Source organism: Streptomyces sp. NPDC104096, from assembly GCF_055584385.1.
Genome location: NZ_JBVJMD010000056.1, coordinates 30,801 through 48,206, shown reverse-complemented (window position 1 = coordinate 48,206; position 17,406 = coordinate 30,801). Strand labels below are relative to the sequence as shown.

Sequence of the window (17,406 nt, the reverse complement as noted above, 5' to 3'; positions counted from 1 at the left end):
CCCACCCCTGAACACCCCCCTCACGGTCCTCACCGGCGACACGGACCCCCAGGTCACCCCCGACGAGGCGAGGGCCTGGTCCCGCCACACCACGGCCACCTTCACCCTGCACACCTTCACCGGCGGCCACTTCTACCTCAACGACCACATGCCCGAGGTGCAGGAAGTGCTCCGGGACATCCTGGTCTGAAGCGCCGTCCGGCCCGAGCATCACGCTGCGGCCCGCCACGGCCATGAACCCGCGACCACGGCTGCCGTCTCGCCCGCTGCGCCCGTCCGGCACCGGCCAGGCCGGGCGGGGCGGACGCCTTCGAGGCCGACGCGCCCGGCCAGAACCGGCAGAGGACCAGGCGGGCGTTGCGCGCCGGGCAGGAACGCCGCAGACCGGCGACGGTGCGGCTGCCGACAGCGGGCGCCGTGCCGTGCGCGGCGGTATCGATGCCGGCGGCCGGGCCGCCGACCACCGTGAGACCGCGCCCGGCGAGCCCGCCCGCCCGGCGTACCCGGTCGCATGCCCGCGCCGTGTCCGGCGGGGGAGTAGCTTCCAGTCCGCAGCAGGCAATCCCGGCCGAACCCGCAGCGCTGGCCACCCTCCGGCCGGAGCAGGGCCGGCGCCTGACGGCGTGCCGTCTGTCCTGTGTCATCGAACCTTGAGCGCGTGTGACATCGGAGTCTGAGTGACTGTGCCAGTCGGCCGCTTGTCGGTTGGCCTGGCCAACCTGCGGGCCGTGTCAGTGAGGGGCGGCAGACTGCGCGCATGGATGTTTCTCATGACACCCATCGCTGTGACCGTGCCGAGTTGGTCTGGGTCAGGTCGATGGGCGGCCCGTTGATCGTCGTTGCGCAGTCCTCGGTGAACGCCTGGAGCGGGTGCACCCAGGACGGATCCGTCCTGGGCGATACCGATGGCCGGGATGACTACGACCGCGCCTGCGAGGTGGAGGGCTGGGCCGGGGTGATCACCGTGGGCGCGGAGGCTGCCGCGGTGCTCGTTCTGGCCGATGAACCTGCGAAGACGTGCTTCCTGCCGGAGAAGTTGCTGTTCGTGCGGTGGCTGGCTGCGGACTCGGAGGCCGAGTTGTTCGCGGTGGCCGAGGCGGTCATGGCCGATCCGGACACCGCATGGGAGGACGGCGGGCTGTGGGTCACCGATGGCCCGGCGGTATTGATGGACTCGGCCGAAGCGGGCGCCGATCTGGGAGTGGATTATCCCGGTGGGGGCCGGCCGGACCAGGCTCTGGTGGAGCTTCCGGCTGGTCGGTGGAGAGTGCGTGCGGTCCATGAGACAGACCAGTTCCCGTGGGTGGGTGTGGTGCAGCTCGTCGCCGAGGGTGGCCCGGCCTGACGGCCAACAACCCGCATCACTCGGTCTCGGCCGTGGGCCGTGCTCGCATACCAGGCCCGCTCCTGCCGGGCCAGCGGACCGAGGTCCGCCGCAGCGTGGGCTGCGACTCGTCACCAAGGCCCGGTTCTGCCCGATGGAGTGGATAAGCACTTCAGTAGCTGTGCCTTCTGGCCTGGCGGCCCGCAGCTGTCCATGGGGTTGCCGGGTCTTCCCAGTGCGTTCGCTTGGCAGCGGATCGGTTCCTTTACCGTGCAACGACAGACAGCCACAAGTGACCAGAGTCTTGTCGATGATCGTGTTTATCAGGAAAACCGCCCGTAGCTGCCGTCTCAGTAGTTACGGTCTGTGGTCATGCGGTTTTTGCACACTTCGGACTGGCATCTGGGCCGCCGGTTCCACACAGAAGACCTGATCCCCGCCCAGGGCGCCTTCCTTGACCACCTGGTCGACACCGCCCGGACCGAGGATGTCGATGCGATCCTCGTTGCAGGGGATATCTACGACCGGGCCATCCCCAGCCTGGACGCCGTGCGCCTGTTCAACCGCGCCCTGCACCAACTCGCCGGCCTCGACGTGCCGATCATCATGATCAGCGGAAACCACGACTCCGCACACCGCCTAGGCGTCGGATCAGGCCTTCTCGCCCGTGCCGGCATCCACCTGAGGACCGACCCCGGCACCTGCGACGTCCCGGTCCTCCTCGAAGACGCCGACGGCCCTGTCGCGGTGTACGGCATCCCCTACCTCGAGCCGTCGATGGTCCGCGACCGCTTGGAAGCCGAAGCCGTCTCCCACCGCGCCGTGCTGACCGCAGCCCTGGACCGTATCCACGCCGACCTCACCAACAACCAGCCGGCCGGCACCCGGTCCGTGGTCCTCGCGCACGCCTTCGTCACCTCCGGCACCGGGCAGCCAGAGGAACGCGACAAGGACAAGGAATCCACCAGCGAGCGCGAGATCGCCGTGGGTGGCGTCGCCCACGTGGGTGCCGACGTCTTCCACGGGATCGATTACGTGGCCCTGGGCCACCTCCACGGCCCCCAGCGGGTCACCGACCGCATCCACTACAGCGGATCCCCGCTGGCCTACTCCTTCTCCGAAGCCCGCCACACCAAGTCGGTCACCCTGGTCGACCTCGCCTGCGATGCCGTACCCGCCCTCACTCACCGGCCCTGCCCCGTACCACTGCGCCTGGAACGCGTGACCGGTTTCATCGACGACCTCCTGACCAGCCCCGACCACGAACCGCTGAAAGACGCCTGGCTCGAGGTCACCCTCACCGACACCGCCCTGCCCTTCGAGGCCATGGCCCGCTTGCGCCGCCGCTTCCCCCACACCGCCAGCCTCAAGCACCAGCCCGCTCTCATCCCCGCCCAGGCCACGAACACACCCACCTACAGCGAACGCATCCGCGGCCGTGGCGACCTCGACATCACCAGCGATTTCATCAACAGCATGCGCGGCACCGAGCCCACTGCGGACGAACAGCACCTGCTCCAGCAGGCCGTTGAAGCATCCCGCCTGAACGAGCAGCAAAAGGAAACCGTCTGACATGCGCCTGCACCACCTGACCCTGCAGGCGTTCGGACCCTTCGCCGGCACCCACACCATCGACTTCGACTCGCTGTCCGCCGACGGCCTCTTCCTCCTGCACGGCGACACCGGAGCCGGCAAAAGCACCATCTTCGCGGCCATCTGCTTCGCCCTCTATGGCAAGCCCCCAGGCGACCGCGACGTGCTGCTGCGCAGCCACCATGCCCCGGCCGGCCTTCTGACCGAAGTCACCCTGGAGGTCACCCTCGCGGGCCGTCGCCTGCGCATCAACCGGATCCCTGCCCAGACGCGCCCCAAGCGAGCCGGTGAAGGCGAGACCCTGCAAAAGGCGGAAACCCGCCTCAGCCAGTGGGCCCTGGACGCCGACGGCAACGGCCACTGGGAACCGTCCAGCAAATCCCACCAGGAGGCCGCCCTCGAGGTCACCGACCTGCTGGGCATGAGCCGGGACCAGTTCTGCCAGGTTGTCCTGCTGCCGCAGAACGACTTCACCAAATTCCTCCACGCCGACGCCCACGGCCGCAGGGAACTGCTCGGCAAGCTCTTTCGAACTGGCCGCTTCTCCTTCATCGAGCGCTGGCTGAACGATCACAGCCGCACCACCGAGAAGAACCGCGATGCCGCCCGCGCCGACGTACTGCGCCTGGCCGAACGCATCCACCAAGCCGCCGGAGACGACCTGACAACCCAGCACACGGCGCCCACCCCCGACGACCCGGCGACCCTCACCGAGCCCGCCCGCGCCTGGGCCCAGGACCTCCGAAACGCCAGCCACACCGACCACACCAAGACACTCCAAGCAGCCACAACAGCCAAAGAGAACCTGGCCGGACAGCAGAATCTCGAAAACGCGGCCCGCGCACTGCACCAGCAGCAAGCCGCCTACGCCGGCGCCCGGCAACAACTGGACCTGCTCCAGGAACAGGCCCCGCACCAGGACGCACTGCTCCAGCGCCGCGACCAAGCCCGCCGCGCCCAACAGGCAGCACCGCTGCTGCACGCTGCTCACACCGCCGCCGACGACCACACCCGTGCCCACGGTGACGAACGCACCGCCCGAGAGCACCTGCTGTCCGAACACAAAGACCTGGACACCGGCCAACTCGAAAGCACCGAACAGCGTCTTCGCGCCGAAGCCGCCGTCCTGAGCGCCCTCATCCCCGAGGAAGACACCGTCCGCCGGCTGACCAGCGAACTGGAGCGCACCGACGCCGAACGGCAGGACTTCGCCACCCAGCAGCGCACCGCCCAGGACTGGCTCGAAGCAGAACCCGCCCGGCGCCGCGACCTTGAGGTCCGGCGAGAAGCCGCCCGCCAGGCCGAAGAGGAAAGCCGCCGCCACCACAACGCCCTCGACAGCCTCAAGGCCCGCCTTAGCGCCGCAACCCGCCGTGACGCCCACCTTGCGAAAATCGCCACGGCACAACAGCAACTGTCCGATGCCCAGGCCGTCACAAGCCAGGCCGGCCAGGCCTACCTCAGCATCCGCCGCCGGCGCACCGAAGGCATGGCAGCCGAACTCGCCGCCACCCTCACCGACGGCACCCCCTGCCCGGTCTGCGGATCCTGCACCCATCCGGCACCCGCCGCCCCCCAGGACGGTCAGCCCACACGCCAGGACGAACACGACGCGGAAGCCCACCACGAGCAGGCCAAGGCCGCACAGGACACGGCCACAGCCGCGCTGCACAACCTCCGCGAACAGGCTGCCACCGCCACCGGGGAAGCCGGCGACACCCCACTGGCCGACCTTGAAGCCCAGCACGCCACGCTCACCGCTGAGGTGACCGACGCCCTGCACCGCGCAGCGGACCTGGGCGCCGTCCAAGACGAACTCCTCACACTCGACAGCGAGCACACCACCCAGACCCAGCAGCACAGCACCGCCACGGCCGGCCTGTCCGCCCGCAACGCCCACTACGACACCCTCACCGCTCAGCTCACCGAGCTGACGGCCAAACTCACCACAGCGCGCGGTACGCATCCCACCGTCGCCGCCCACGCCGACGACCTCACCCGCACCGCCGACCGCGTCAAAGAAGCCGCTGAAGCCTCCCGCAGCCTCGCCGCAGCCGCCCAGACCCTCACCCACCGCACCGACGAAGCCACCCGCGCCGCCAAGAACCAGGGCTTCGGCACCCTGGCACTCGCCCAGCAAGCCCTGCTCAGCGACGAAGACCTGCACGCCATCGACGAAGAGATCACTCAGTGGCGCGAGGCCTGCGCTGCACACACCGCGGTCCTCGACAATCCAGAACTGCAACACGCCGCAGCACAGCCACCCGCCGACCTCGATGCCGCCACCGCCGCACGAGCCGCCGCGGATGACCAGCACCTCAAAGCAGCAGCCGCCGCCAGTGCCGCGCACACCCGCAGCCGCGCCCTCACCACACTGGCCACCGACCTTGACGGCGCGGTCCAACGCCTGGAACCTCTCGAACAGGCTCACCAAACTGCCCGCCACCTGGCCGAACTCGTCACCGGCAACTCAACCAGCGCCCGAGTGCGCATGCAGTTGGAGGCGTACGTCCTGGCCGCCCGACTCGAAGAAGTCGTCACTGCCGCCAACACCCGCCTGCACTTGATGTCCGAAGGCCGCTACACCCTCTCCCACTCCGACCATCAAGCGGCCCGCGGCGCCCGCTCCGGCCTGGGGCTTCAGATCACCGACTCCTGGACCGGCCGCCCCCGCAAGACCGACACACTTTCCGGCGGCGAATCCTTCTTCGCCTCCCTGTCTCTGGCTCTTGGCCTGGCCGACGTCGTCACCCACGAGGCCGGCGGCAACCCCCTGGACACGCTCTTCATCGACGAAGGCTTCGGCACCCTCGATGAAGACACTCTCCACAAGGTCCTCGATGTCCTGGACTCCCTGCGTGCCCACGACCGCACCGTCGGAGTCATCAGCCACGTCCCCGAACTGCGCCGCCGCATCACCCACCGCCTCCACGTCCGCAAAGACCCCGCCGGATCGACCTTGGCCCACCTGACGGAAGCGGCCGAATGACCCCATCGGCCCAGAACGGCGCCAGACCGGGGCTCGTGACCGCGGTGAGAGGACGCCCAGGCGACGCGAACGGCGACAACGGTGCTGCCTGACTCACGAGCCCGCGACCTGCGCCGCAGGTGCGGGCAGCTTTTGCCAGCACGTCGAAAAGATGCCACGACTGGCGCCGAGAACACCTGGGGGCGGGCGCGGGGGGCGCCGCCGCCGGGTCGAACAGGAAGAGGGCCTGAACGTTCGCCACGGCGGGCTGCCACCCTCTCGGGGCGGTCGGCCCGTTACCCCGAAGCTCGTTGATCACAAAGATCCGTTGAAGAACTCGTCCTCGCGGAAACGCCTCGACCGCGAGGACGAGAGGCGTTACGCGATACGAGAGTGGTGACCATGCGCACGGTCCGAAGCGACGCCCCGGCCATCAGCCTGTCCAAGATGCAGGCGCAGGCCCCGGATCTGGTGAGCCTGTACAAGACGGCCGGTTCCAGCGTGCGCGCACACGGTCTCGAAGGGGTGCGTGCTGCCGTGTACCTCGTGCTGGACCGTTCTGGTTCGATGCGGCCCTACTACAAGGACGGCACCATGCAGCATCTTGCTGAGCAGGTCCTCTCCTTGTCCGCACACCTTGATGACGACGGCAGCGTGCCGGTGGTGTTCTTCTCCACCGACGTCGACGGATCCACCGACCTCAAGCTCGGAGGCCATCGTGGCCGCATCAACAAACTGCACGAGAACCTCGGTCACATGGGGCGGACGAACTACCACTGGGCCATGGACGACGTCATCGACCACTACCTGGCTTCCGGCAGCGACGCCCCAGCCCTGGTGATCTTCCAGACTGACGGCGGACCCACCAGCAAGTTCGCCGCCGAACGCTACCTGTGCAAAGCGGCCCGCCTGCCGCTGTTTTGGCAGTTCATCGGGTTCGGCGACCCCGATGACAATGAGTTCGCCTTTCTCCGCCGTCTCGACACCCTGGCCGTCCCCGCACATCGCGTCGTGGACAACGCAGGCTTCTTCCACGCCGGCCGCGATCCGCGCACCGTACGAGACGATCTCCTCTACGACCGGCTTCTGCAAGAGTTCCCCGACTGGCTTTCGTCGGCTCGCACCGCTCAGGTCCTGCAGTGAGCGCGTGAACCGAACCTCACTGCAGTTCAGGTAGTGCCCGCAGTTGACGTGACTGCCCGGGTCAGAGGATGCGTACTGTCCAGTGCCCGGCGGCAGTCATCGCGTAGCGCGACCAGCATGGCTGCAGCCTCCTGCGGGCCCTGTGCGGGGCGTTCGATCAGGAGTCGGTCGTATCGGGTTGCCAGAGTGCGAGGGTGGGAAGGGGCGTGGAAGCGCTCTTGATCGCGCAGCACCTCTGACAGGACTTGCAGGGCACTGTCTGGCTCACCGGTGTGAGCCATGAGCCTGCCGAGCTGGTGTCGTGTGCTCAGCGTGCGCGAATGCAGGCCGAGAATACGCTCCTGGTCCCCCAGAAGAGCCTGCAACTGCCGGATGGCCTCGCCAAGGTCGCCCGACCGGGCAACAAGAAGTGCCAGCTCGAAGCGAGTACTGAGCGTATGCGGATGCGCCACGCCTAGAGCCTGTCTCCTAGATCCGTTCGTGAGATCGTCGTGCTCGTGATCGAGTCCTGGGTGATCAATGACTGCAGCCCTGTCCCAGTGGCGTCTGAGACGGTGCTGGAGGCCCTTCGGTCGAGGGTCGACAGCGGTCAGCTTGAGACATGGCTGACCAGTTCGTCCGGACGGTCACTGGCCTTCGTGACGAACACCGAGCGCGCGATGGTGATGCTGCTCGAAGAAGAGGGCGATCCCGGCGAGCATGCCGTGGACCCCGGGGCTCAGAGATCGAGCGGCGGGTTCGTCCTCTCGAACGGGCAGGACGATGAGTACCCGGATGAGGACACCGTCCCCATCGGTGAGGCGTTCAGGCTCGTGAAACACGTCGTCGGCACGGGGTGCTGGCCAGCGGACGCACGCTGGGCGGTCGATCGCTGAGCGGTCTATCGCCGTGCCCAGATGAGAATGGTGGCGAGGTGGAATGCGGCCTGGTGGGCGATGGCGAGTTTGTCCGTTCGCATGGCCAGGCCGCGCCACTGCTTGAGGCGGTTGATGCAGCGTTCGACTGAGTTGCGTTGCTTGTATGCCTCGGCGTCGAAGGCGGGCAGTCGGCCCCCGGCTTGGCCGCGCCGCAGACGGTGGCCGACCTGGTCCGATGGCTGGGGGATGACGGCGCGGATCCCGTGTCGGCGTAGGTGATTTCGGATCGCGCGGGATGAGTACGCGCGGTCCGCCAGGACGGCATCAGGTCGGGTCCGTGGTCGTCCGGGGCCGCTTCGCGGAACACGGATGGCGGCCATGACGGTCTCGAAGGCCGGTACATCGCCCGCCTGGCCTGCGGTGACGCGAAGAGCCAAGGGCCGTGCGCGGCTGTCGCTGGCGAGGTGGACCTTCGTGCCCAGGCCGCCGCGGGAGGGTCCCAGCGCGTGGTCGCCGAGCTCGGCCCGGTCCGGCGCCTCTTTTTCCTGGCTTCGGCGACGTGTTGATGGGCCCGGCAGACGGTGGAGTCCACCGACACGGTCCAGCCGATGTCGTCAGCACTCTCGGCCGCTGTCAGCACGGTGGCAAGGATCCGTTCCCAGGTGCCGTCCACAGCCCACCTGAGCAGCCGTTTGTGGGCGGTCTGGAATGAGCCCAGCTCGTCCGACAGGTCCCGCCAGGGGAGCCGGTTCGGTATTTCCACGCCATGGCCTCCAGGGTTCGACGATGGTCGGCCCATCGCCGACCGCGGACCGGATCGGCCGGCATCAACGGCTTGATCCGGTCCCACATCGCATTAGTGATCACTAGTCGGACGGACATATCCGGTCAACCGGCAATCGGATCAAGGAGACACGCTCTAGAGAAGCATGCCGGGGACCCGAGCAGCGGGTGGCCACCGAGGTGCGACGTCTTCGGCGGCCCTCAAAAGCCTGTTCGTGGCTGCTGATGCCAAGGTGATGAGCGGGGCAGTTCTTGCAGTTGTCGGTCTGGGGTTGGCGACACTGAACGATCCGGCACGCCGGATGCTTGAGGCCGCTTGATGCTGCACTGCCGTACTCGGCTCATGCTTCTGGGGGTGTTGGCGTGCCGTCCGGGTCCAGCCCTGTGGGCCACTGCTCGTCGAATTTAGAACGAAGAGGTTGACCAGCGTCTGCCGCCTGACGATAAATGGTCTCGGCGCCTTTTCGATCTCCGGCTTCTACACGCCCTTGTGCCAGGTTTTCGAGGCAGTAGGTGTCTCCTGCATCGGCTGCTCGGTGGGCGAAGATTTCAGCGCCTTCCCTGTCTCCAGCCTCTTCGCTCATACGTGCGAGTGCTTTGAGTGCTTGTGCTCCCGGGTCGAAGGCGGCAGCGACCCACGCAAAGGGGCCGTCGTCCTGTAGAGCGCTGGTAGAGGCAGTGTCGGCAACCGGTCGAAGGAGGGCTACGGCGCCCTCGCGATCACCCAAGCGCCACCGCAGCCAGGCTAGGGTACACAGCGCGTGAATGTGATTATTGTCGGCAACTCCGCGGGCGAGGTCCTGTGCACCGTCCCATTCTCCGTTCTGACACAGCACTTGTACCAAGCGGTTCAGAGAAACGATCTCGCCGGCATAGGCAGCCTGAAGGTAGAGCGCTGAGGCGTCATCCCAGTCTCCTGCTTCGTCTCGCGCCCGTGCCAGGTGGACGACGGCACGGGTGTTGCCGGCGTCGGCGGCCCGCTGGAGGCAGGCTTCGGCGCCTTCCAGGTCCCCTGCCGTCTCTCGCATCAACGCCAAGGTGTAAAGGGCGTTAGTGTCGCCGGCATCGGCAGCCTGGAGGTAGAGAGCTTCAGCGCCCTCTCGGTCGCCAGCGTGTTGCCGCTCCTGCGCAATGATGTCCAATGGCTCGGTGTCGCCGGCTTCGGCGGCCCGCCGCAGGAGGGCTTCGGCGCCCTCTCGGTCGCCTGCCTGTTCTCGCATCAACGCCGCCTGCTGCAGGCTGTGATTGTCGCCGGCATCGGCAGCCTGGAGGTAGAGGGCTTCAGCGACTTCTCGGTTCCCGGCGTCCTCTTGCATGCGCGCTAGTTTTCTGATGGCGAAGGTGCTGCCTGCTTCGGCGGCCTGTTGGTAGAGGATGGCGGCACGATCGTGATCCCCTGCGTGCTCTCGCATCTGTGCCAGGAAGCCCAGGAGACTGCTGTCGCCTGCTTCGGAGGCCTGTTGGTAGAGGATGGCGGCACCGTCGTGATTCCCCACGTGCTCCCATACCCGCGCTAGGTCAACTATGGCGTTCGTGTCGCCTGCTTCGGCGGCCTGTTGGTAGAGGATGGCGGCACCGTCGTGATCTCCTGTGCTCTCCCGCAGCTGCGCCAGGATGCGCATAGCGCTGGTGTTCCCGGCTTCGGCAGCACGGCACCGAAGACGGTGAGCCCATTGCAGACGGTGTCGGATCTTTGCGGCTTCGGCGAGGCTATTGAGATGGCCTGCATCAGAAAGGTGAGCGTCAGCGGCAGCCCAGAACGAGCCTGGCGGGCATGTCCACTTGCGCGTGGTTCGGCCGTACTGCTCGAGGTAATCCGCAAGGCGGAATACGGGCCCAGCCGATGCTGCAAGCGCAGGGTCTGATCTCGATTGGCCAGCAGATGGATGGCGTGCTGGGCGAGGGTTGGCGCGGCGCAGAAGGGCCTGTTTGCCATGGACCGAGCGTGCGAGGTCGGCGTAGGCCGCCTCTGCCCAGTCGTCGGTTAGCTGGTCCCAGTCGTGATCGGTGAGGTAGTCGGCAACTGCGCTGGTGAGAAATGCCTGAGGGAGGTGGAGTCCAACGCCGAGGCGGCGGGCGTCCATTGCGGCCTCCAGCAAGGCTTTAACGGCAGGGCTGCCATGTTCGTAGCGACGTAGGAGCTCAGGGGCGCCAGCGAGGTCCTGAGTGACCCGTCCGTTGGCACGAGTACGGGCAAGGGCATCGGCGAGCAGCCGATCGCCGTCCTCGGCGATGCTTTCGGCGGTGCGGAGTGCGTGGGCGTCGAATGCGTCGGGGACGGTCAGAGTACGTCCGGCGAGAATTTCGCGGGTCCGGCTGTGAGGGTCGAGTTCGCGAGGGCGAGGGACGTGCGTGTATTGGTTGGCGTACTCGGGCCACAGCGTGCCTAGAACAAGGATCGGTCCGCGGTCGGTTTCAGTGAGGAGGGTGTGTAAGGCGGCAGCGATGCGTTCGCCGATCTGTGGGGCGCCGAAGTAGTGCTGGGCCTCGTTGAGCCATACCACTGTGAGCGGCGCGACGTGTTCGATGTCGGCGAGAGCGGCTTCAGCCCGGGTCGGGTCGTAGGGGTGCCACAGCCGCCATCCGTCGGCGGCGAGCGACTGCACAGCTTCCCAGCACGCCCGGGTCTTGCCAGTCGAAGACGAGCCGACCAGGACCAGCATCCGGCTTCGGCCCGCCTTAGCCTCCTTTACGGCATCAGCCAGGACCGCATCGTGGTCGCGTCGCACGTAGCCGGGCAACACCCGTCCCGGTCCAGGGAAGCCAGAGTTGGGGTTGGCGGCGATACCTGCGGGATGAACCTCCAAATCGTGCGGATCCCACTCGGCGATCGGTCGGCCCGGGCCTGATCCTGGCAAGGATGCCGGGCCGGGCACACCAACTGCGATTCTCCTCAACGCCAGCAGTTCATCTGCAGGCAGGTGCAGTGCGTCCGCCAGCACGCGAAGCGTCGCAGCGCTCGGTACGGTCCCGCCATTTTGGAAGGCCGCTTGGATGGTGCTGCGACTCAGGGTCGTCCGAGCGACGAGTTGAATTTTGGTCAACCGTGCATGATCAAGTCCGTTCTCCAGCCGCTTGCGCAGCTCGATAAGGGCTTCATCAGGTTTCATAGACTCCGCGTCCATATGCCCCCTGCCCTTGTATGTCCGACAGTGTCCAGCTTTATCCAGCTGGACCTTGGGCGACACCATTTCGGCGAAATTGGTTATGCCGCACCGTTCCCGCCACATCAGGGGAGATCGTCGTGAACCACATCGCCATCGTTCTGCTCACTGCTGCTCTGGTTGTTGTCGTCGCGTTCCTAGCGGCAGTTGCCGCAGGCGTACTGTCCCGCCTTGACGGTGCCACCTACCCGGCCGCCCTCATGCGCGCTGGCGCTGCCTTCGCTGCTGTCCTCACCCTCGCCACCGCTTTCAGCAGCGTGTTCGCCCAATTTCTTGAGTGAGGGCCATGCTGTGGAGTCGGACGATGCCAAGCATGGCCCGGTGAACGCCATCGCCCTTGAGGCGGCAGTCGCGCAGGACCCTCCAGTTCTTCAGCCGGGACAGGGCGTGTTCCGCGCGTGCTCAAGCGCGGCGGCGAACGGCATTCCCTGTCTCCTGCCGTTGATCGCGCCGTCTGCGGTGCGGGATGAGCAGGCCGGCGCCCTCTCAAGGCGAGAGAAAGACCGGAGGCCCGATGTCAGGGAGCCTTTCTGCTTCCCGACTCGGCCTCGCCGCATCATGCACCCGGTTATGCGTTGGACAGCTTGGAACGCCTGTCGTGCGCCTTCCGTACGGCAAATGTACGCACTCTGTACGGTCACCGGGGTATGGTGGTGGTCTGGAGGTGCTGCATGTCCGAGTTGTTCGATGCGGTTGATGCCCTGGTCGCGTCCCGCTCGCCGTTGCCGCCTGCGGTGGAGCGTAAGCGGCTGCGCACCGCGCACGGCCTGACGCTGGACGAGGTTGCCGCCGCGTTGCAGGTACGCCGGGCCACGGTGTCGGGCTGGGAGTCGCTGTCGAAGCCGACCGAGCCGCGCGGTCCGGAGCGTGAGGCGTATGCGCGACTGCTTCGGCAGCTCGCGGAGCTCTACCCCGCTCCGGAGGGGCCGGCCGCCCCGGCGCCCACCGCGGTCGCCGGCACGCCCGCCCCGGCAGCGCCCGCGCCCTCCCCGGCGCAGATGTGTCCTGTGTCCACCGGTCCGGCACCCGAGGCTGCGGCCGGGACCGCAACCGAGCACCCCCAGCCCTCTGTTGCCCCCGTCGCCCCGGTTTCGAAGGGCGCGTCGCGTTCGTCGCGTACTGCCGGGCCGTCGTCTGCGTCGCGTCGTCCGCCCGCTCGGAAGGCGGCCCCGGCCGGCACCCCGGCGGAGGGTGGCGACCCGCGGTTCGAGAACGGGCCGCTGGCGGTCGTCGACGTCGAGGAGGGGCAGGTGGTGGCGTACTGCACCGGCGGCCTGGTCCTGGAGGTGCCCGCCAAGTCCCTGCCGTCCCTGGTGGAGTGGACGCTGAAGGAGGCGAAGCTCGGGCAGCCGAGACTGTCCAGCTCCGGCAAGGACGGCGATCCGCTGCTCGTCCTCACCGAAGCCGCCCTGGAGCGCTATGGCCTGCCCGTCACCCTCGGCGACGCAGAGCGCCTCGCGGGACGGATCCCGGAGAGCCACAAGGTCGTCAAGCAGCTGGTGCGCGCCGAGTGGCAGCTGACCAAGCGCGGGTTCGGGCCGTGGGCGCGGATCTACCGCCCCGCGCAGGGCTCGGACCGCCAGTGCGTGCAGCTGTGTATTCCGTCCTGGCACGCGCTGGGCACCCGGCACTGGGGCGAGGTGGGGCAGCTTCCGCCGGCCGAACTCGCCCGTGTGCTGGGCGTGTTCGCGTCCCGGGTGATGACGCCGCGCGGATCGACGGCGGTGACCGGTCTGGAGCTGATGACCGCGCTGCACCCGCCGACCAGGGCCTCCGACCCGGACGCCGACGGCAAGCGCCACTCCGAGCACAATCCCGGCAGCCTCGGCCGGGATCCGGTCGACCCGGCGCCGTGCGAGGCCCCCGACGGGCACCCCCTCCTCAAGGACCTGCCGCGCTTCCACGTCCGGGGACCGGCGGAGAAGCTGTTCGAGGAGGCGTACGACTGGGCGCGGCCGATGACCGATGCCGAGTGCACCCTGCGCCACCTGGTCGGCATCGACGTCAACGTGGCCTTCGCCGCCGGCGCCAACGGCCTGACCGTCGGCCTCGGCGCGCCCACGCACGTCAAGGCGCCGGTGTTCGACCCGAAACTGCCCGGATCATGGCTGGTGGACCTGAGCCACGTCGACCTGTCGAGGGTGAAGGTCGGCAAGGACAAGTGGGCAGACCTGGACGCGAGTCTGCTGCCCAGCCCGTTCACGCCGAAAGGCGACCGGCCCGAGGGCCCGGCCTGGTACGCGACGCCCACCGTCGCCTACGCGGCGGAACTCGGCTACGACGTCACGCCAATCGAGGCCTATGTGCGGTACGACAACGGCCGCTACCTGGACGGCTGGTACACCCGGCTGCGCGACGCCTACCTCGCCACGATGGCCGACCTCGGCGTCCACACCGATCTCGCCCCGGCCGACTTCCTGACGGCGATGGACGGTTACAAGGACCGGGATCCGGAGCTGGCGATCGTCGTCTCGGCCATCAAGGCGACGGTGAAGGGCGGCCTGGGCAAGCTGCGCGAGCGCCCGCGCGGGGAGGGCTGGCGGCCGGGCGAGCCGTGGCGCGCGCTGTCCCGTCCGACGTGGCGGCCGGACATCCGTGCGGCGGTCATCTCCCGCACCCGGATCAACCTGCACCGCAAGATCGTCAAGCACGCGGCGTTCACCGGCCAGTACCCCGTCGCGGTCCTGTCCGACTGCGTCGTCTACGCGGCCGGCGGGCCCTCCCCGCTGGACTTCTTGCCCTACCGGGACGGCAAGCCGCTGCCGGGCGGCTTCAAGCTCGGCATCAACCCGGGCCTGGTCAAACACGAGGGCACCCAGTCCGTCCTGTGGGGCGAGGAGGTCCGTGAGCGGTTCGACGCACCGGAGCTCAACCTGGCCCGGTACATCAAGGACGGCACCGTCACCGACGCCGACAACGGCGAATAGGGGAGTGGGCAGGCGATGAGCATGTTCGGGGACGGCCTGGACGCCGCGGTGCACAAGGCGTTCACCCGCCCGGCACCCAAGACCGCGCCCGCGCAGATGCGCTACCTGGTCAAGCAACTCAAAGGCACCAAGGCGGTCGCCCAGATGCTGCGGATCTCCCAGCGCACCGTCGAACGGTACGTGAAGGACCAGATCAAAAAGCCCCGCCCGGACCTCGCCGCACGCCTGGAACGCGAGGTGAAAGCCCGCTGGCAGCCCCAGATCCGGGCCAAGGCCCGCAAGAAGGCAGCGACCACCGGCGGCATCGTCATCGACACCCGCGCCCGCCTCGGCTACACCGCCCCCATCGGCACCACCGACCAGGACCGCATCCGCCACCTCACCGTCGCCCTGCCCCCGCAGTACGCCGCCCGCCTCTTCGAGGCCCAGGAGGCCGGCGCCGGCGACCGAGAGCTCCGGGAGATCGCCGCCGCAGCGCTCAAGGAGGTGTACTTCCAGGACGGCGGCCGTCGCGCCGGGAGCCTGGAGGAGGTCCGTTTCACGGACGTGGAGCACCTGGAGTTCGAGCTGTAGAACCCTGGGAATGAACAGCACGCGTTTCCAGAATGGTGTGACCGAGTGCTTCAGCCGGCCGGTGTGCGCCTCAGCCGGTCTGAGGAGTGGCCTAGGCGGCCCGGAGCCTCCGCACGCCCCGATGACATGCCCCGCATCTATGCTCCTGCGGTGACGTCTTACGAAGGAACGCATCCGACCGTTTCTGTCCGGGTGGGTAGCCGCCACGCCCAGATCGATGAACAGCTCGCCCCCGCGATCCAGGCGATCTGGGAGTGCGGCCTCGACACGTTCACCTGCTGCCAGGATCTGGCAGAGAGCAACGCGGGCTGGCCGGAGAAGCTGCCGCACATGGCGGAGTGGGTGGAGTCCCGCCGCGGCTGGATGCTCATCGACTTCCCGGTCGACAGCGGCCTCGCCTTCCTCTCGGCCGTGGCGAACGCCGGCCCACGAGACGCCTTCTACGTGCGGATGACTCACTGGGCCGCCCCGGACGCCTGGGATGTGAAGATCAAGCCGATGGATGCGGCGATGTTTCAGGAGGACCAGCCATCGCACTTCGGCCTGCGCCTCCTCCAGGTGAGCTTCCCCGCCTACGACCTGCTGGAGCTGACCCGGCGCCTCCACGAACACGCCGCAGGCCGCACGGTGCCGCCCGCCCCCGCCGATTGGAGCACTGCCGGCCGCTAGCTTCTGGGCCCGGCCCGACCTGCACTGCAAGCTCCGACTGAGCACCTACCCGGCCAGACGGGCCGGCTACAGCGCCCGGTCACCAATGGCCACCGATGAAGTGACGGACTCGGTGCGCGCAAGGCACGAGGCACCCGTGCCGTTGGGTGAGGTGTCCGAAGCCTCGACTCATCAGCGCAGGTGCCTTGTTGGTTCCGTTCCTTGTTCTGCCGGATTCGACCTGCACCGTGCGCTGGTCGAGTGGGCCATCATGCTCACCGTCACCCGTGAGGGTGATCGTCGTTGCAGACTTCAAATGACCGATCGACACGAGGTTGATCTGTCTGCCCAGAACCTTGGAAGCGCGCTGTGTCTTGATGTGAGGATGCAGGCAAGCGTTGGCAGGGGGGCACAGTGGCACGTTTTCAGACGCGTCCGGTGGCGGTCACAGGCTTGGGGGCAGTAACGCTGTTGCTGATCATGGCGGCCGTCGTATGGCTTCCACGCGCGATCTACCCGCCGCTCACGGCTGATGAGCTGCGTGCAGTAGCGAACGGGAAAGAGAAGATCGAACTGCAGCAGGCCCAGGCTCAGGTACAGAATGACTTCCGCGGTCAGCTTCTCCAAAGCATGGCTGGCGTAGTCGTGACTGTCGGTGCCCTCGCGGGCTGGCAGCAACTGCGGCTGGCTCGCGAAGGCCAGGTCGCCGACAGGTTCAGCAAGGCCATTGACCACCTGGGTAGCACGACGTGTGACGTTCGGCTGGGCGGTATATACGCCCTGGAACGTTTGGCGAAGACGTACCCCGAGGACCAGCCCCACATCACTTACCTTCTGGGCTCTTTCGTCCGCGAACGCGTGTCCTGGCCCGCGGGGCTGCCGAACGGGCCGGAGCACCCCAGCAGTGATGTGGACGGGCAACTGCCATGGCTCAGCAGTCGTCACCCCGACGTGCAAACAGCCATGTGGGTTCTAGGACGCCGCAACATACACCCGGACGAGCAGGCGCTGTACTTGTCCCGGGTGGACTTGCGACGCGCAAGCCTGACCGGAGCTCGGCTGGACAAGGCCAACTTCCGGCACGCCAATCTCGCTTCAGCGTGGCTGGTCGACGCCGTCCTGGCGGACACTCGCCTGGTCAACGCGGACTTGCGCCGGGCCAATCTGCAAGGCGCAAGCCTTGAGCGCGCGGATCTGCGGGGTGCTCATCTGCAAGATGCCGACCTGCAGCGTGCCATCCTGCGCGGTGCGGATCTGAGAGGGGCCGACCTCACTGGCGCCCAATTGGACGGAGCCGATCTGTCGGATGCGAACCATGACGGCACAACGGTCTGGCCGCGCCAGAACACGCCATAGCGGCGAAGCGAAAGGTCGAGTAGTCCCGTTGACCAGGAGGCCGGCGCGATGAGGGCAGCAGTGCGGCGAT

At 67.7% G+C, this 17,406-nt stretch carries 13 protein-coding genes and 2 pseudogenes; 11 read left to right on the top strand and 4 right to left on the bottom strand.

Annotated elements, in window-relative coordinates:
- The 5 genes from ACZ60B_RS35590 to ACZ60B_RS35570 form a co-directional block, all read left to right on the top strand.
- Positions 1-190: thioesterase II family protein (locus tag ACZ60B_RS35590; protein ID WP_469394556.1), on the top strand; the 190-nt coding region annotated here is incomplete at its 5' end.
- Between the two features lie 567 nt (positions 191-757).
- Positions 758-1,345, top strand: a complete 588-nt coding sequence (locus tag ACZ60B_RS35585) for an Imm21 family immunity protein (RefSeq protein ID WP_469394553.1) — start codon at positions 758-760, stop codon at positions 1,343-1,345.
- A 351-nt stretch (positions 1,346-1,696) separates the two neighbouring features.
- Positions 1,697-2,896, top strand: a complete 1,200-nt coding sequence (locus tag ACZ60B_RS35580) for an exonuclease SbcCD subunit D (RefSeq protein ID WP_469394551.1) — start codon at positions 1,697-1,699, stop codon at positions 2,894-2,896.
- A 1-nt stretch (position 2,897) separates the two neighbouring features.
- Positions 2,898-5,906, top strand: coding sequence for an AAA family ATPase (locus ACZ60B_RS35575; RefSeq protein ID WP_469394549.1), 3,009 nt, complete (start codon positions 2,898-2,900; stop codon positions 5,904-5,906).
- A gap of 381 nt (positions 5,907-6,287) precedes the next feature.
- Entirely contained in the window at positions 6,288-7,028 is a 741-nt protein-coding gene (locus ACZ60B_RS35570) for a vWA domain-containing protein (protein WP_469394547.1), read from the top strand.
- Positions 7,029-7,054: 26 nt separating this feature from the next.
- On the opposite strand, the gene ACZ60B_RS35565 is transcribed toward ACZ60B_RS35570, so the two are convergent.
- Positions 7,055-7,480, bottom strand: a complete 426-nt coding sequence (locus ACZ60B_RS35565; RefSeq protein ID WP_469394545.1) for a tetratricopeptide repeat protein — start codon at positions 7,478-7,480, stop codon at positions 7,055-7,057.
- A gap of 45 nt (positions 7,481-7,525) precedes the next feature.
- On the opposite strand from ACZ60B_RS35565, the gene ACZ60B_RS35560 reads away from it, so the two are divergent.
- Positions 7,526-7,903, top strand: coding sequence for a hypothetical protein (locus ACZ60B_RS35560; protein ID WP_469394543.1), 378 nt, complete (start codon positions 7,526-7,528; stop codon positions 7,901-7,903).
- A 5-nt stretch (positions 7,904-7,908) separates the two neighbouring features.
- Here ACZ60B_RS35560 and ACZ60B_RS35555 read toward each other — a convergent pair.
- Positions 7,909-8,767, bottom strand: a pseudogene (locus tag ACZ60B_RS35555) (IS5 family transposase).
- 242 nt (positions 8,768-9,009) lie between these two features.
- Positions 9,010-11,859 (bottom strand): hypothetical protein, encoded by a 2,850-nt coding sequence (locus ACZ60B_RS35550; protein ID WP_469394541.1) that lies wholly within the window; start codon positions 11,857-11,859, stop codon positions 9,010-9,012.
- 53 nt (positions 11,860-11,912) lie between these two features.
- Between ACZ60B_RS35550 and ACZ60B_RS35545 the strand changes: the two genes are divergently transcribed.
- Positions 11,913-12,113, top strand: coding sequence for a hypothetical protein (locus ACZ60B_RS35545; RefSeq protein WP_469394539.1), 201 nt, complete (start codon positions 11,913-11,915; stop codon positions 12,111-12,113).
- Here ACZ60B_RS35545 and ACZ60B_RS35540 read toward each other — a convergent pair.
- Positions 12,082-12,315, bottom strand: a pseudogene (locus ACZ60B_RS35540) (IS5/IS1182 family transposase); the annotation flags it as partial. The gene ACZ60B_RS35545 and the pseudogene ACZ60B_RS35540 overlap by 32 nt on opposite strands.
- Positions 12,316-12,503: 188 nt before the next feature.
- Here ACZ60B_RS35540 and tap point away from each other — a divergent pair.
- The 4 genes from tap (at position 12,504) to ACZ60B_RS35520 (ending at position 17,336) form a co-directional block, all read left to right on the top strand.
- On the top strand, positions 12,504-14,759 hold the full coding sequence (gene tap / locus ACZ60B_RS35535) for a telomere-associated protein Tap (protein WP_469394537.1): 2,256 nt from the start codon (positions 12,504-12,506) through the stop codon (positions 14,757-14,759).
- A 15-nt stretch (positions 14,760-14,774) separates the two neighbouring features.
- Positions 14,775-15,332: a telomere-protecting terminal protein Tpg gene (tpg, locus tag ACZ60B_RS35530; RefSeq protein WP_469394535.1), complete on the top strand. Its 558-nt coding sequence runs from the start codon at positions 14,775-14,777 to the stop codon at positions 15,330-15,332.
- A 150-nt stretch (positions 15,333-15,482) separates the two neighbouring features.
- On the top strand, positions 15,483-16,001 hold the full coding sequence (locus tag ACZ60B_RS35525) for a hypothetical protein (protein ID WP_469394533.1): 519 nt from the start codon (positions 15,483-15,485) through the stop codon (positions 15,999-16,001).
- 393 nt (positions 16,002-16,394) lie between these two features.
- Positions 16,395-17,336, top strand: coding sequence for a pentapeptide repeat-containing protein (locus ACZ60B_RS35520; protein WP_469394531.1), 942 nt, complete (start codon positions 16,395-16,397; stop codon positions 17,334-17,336).
- The last annotated feature ends 70 nt before the right edge of the window (positions 17,337-17,406 follow it).

Excerpts from the sequence above, each read along its gene's own strand:
- ACZ60B_RS35585 (WP_469394553.1), top strand. The coding sequence starts at position 758 with ATGGATGTTTCTCATGACACCCATCGCTGTGACCGTGCCGAGTTGGTC.
- tap (WP_469394537.1), top strand. The coding sequence starts at position 12,504 with ATGTCCGAGTTGTTCGATGCGGTTGATGCCCTGGTCGCGTCCCGCTCG.
- ACZ60B_RS35580 (WP_469394551.1), top strand. The coding sequence starts at position 1,697 with ATGCGGTTTTTGCACACTTCGGACTGGCATCTGGGCCGCCGGTTCCAC.
- ACZ60B_RS35575 (WP_469394549.1), top strand. The coding sequence starts at position 2,898 with ATGCGCCTGCACCACCTGACCCTGCAGGCGTTCGGACCCTTCGCCGGC.
- tpg (WP_469394535.1), top strand. The coding sequence starts at position 14,775 with ATGAGCATGTTCGGGGACGGCCTGGACGCCGCGGTGCACAAGGCGTTC.
- ACZ60B_RS35570 (WP_469394547.1), top strand. The coding sequence starts at position 6,288 with ATGCGCACGGTCCGAAGCGACGCCCCGGCCATCAGCCTGTCCAAGATG.
- ACZ60B_RS35550 (WP_469394541.1), bottom strand. The coding sequence starts at position 11,859 with ATGGTGTCGCCCAAGGTCCAGCTGGATAAAGCTGGACACTGTCGGACA.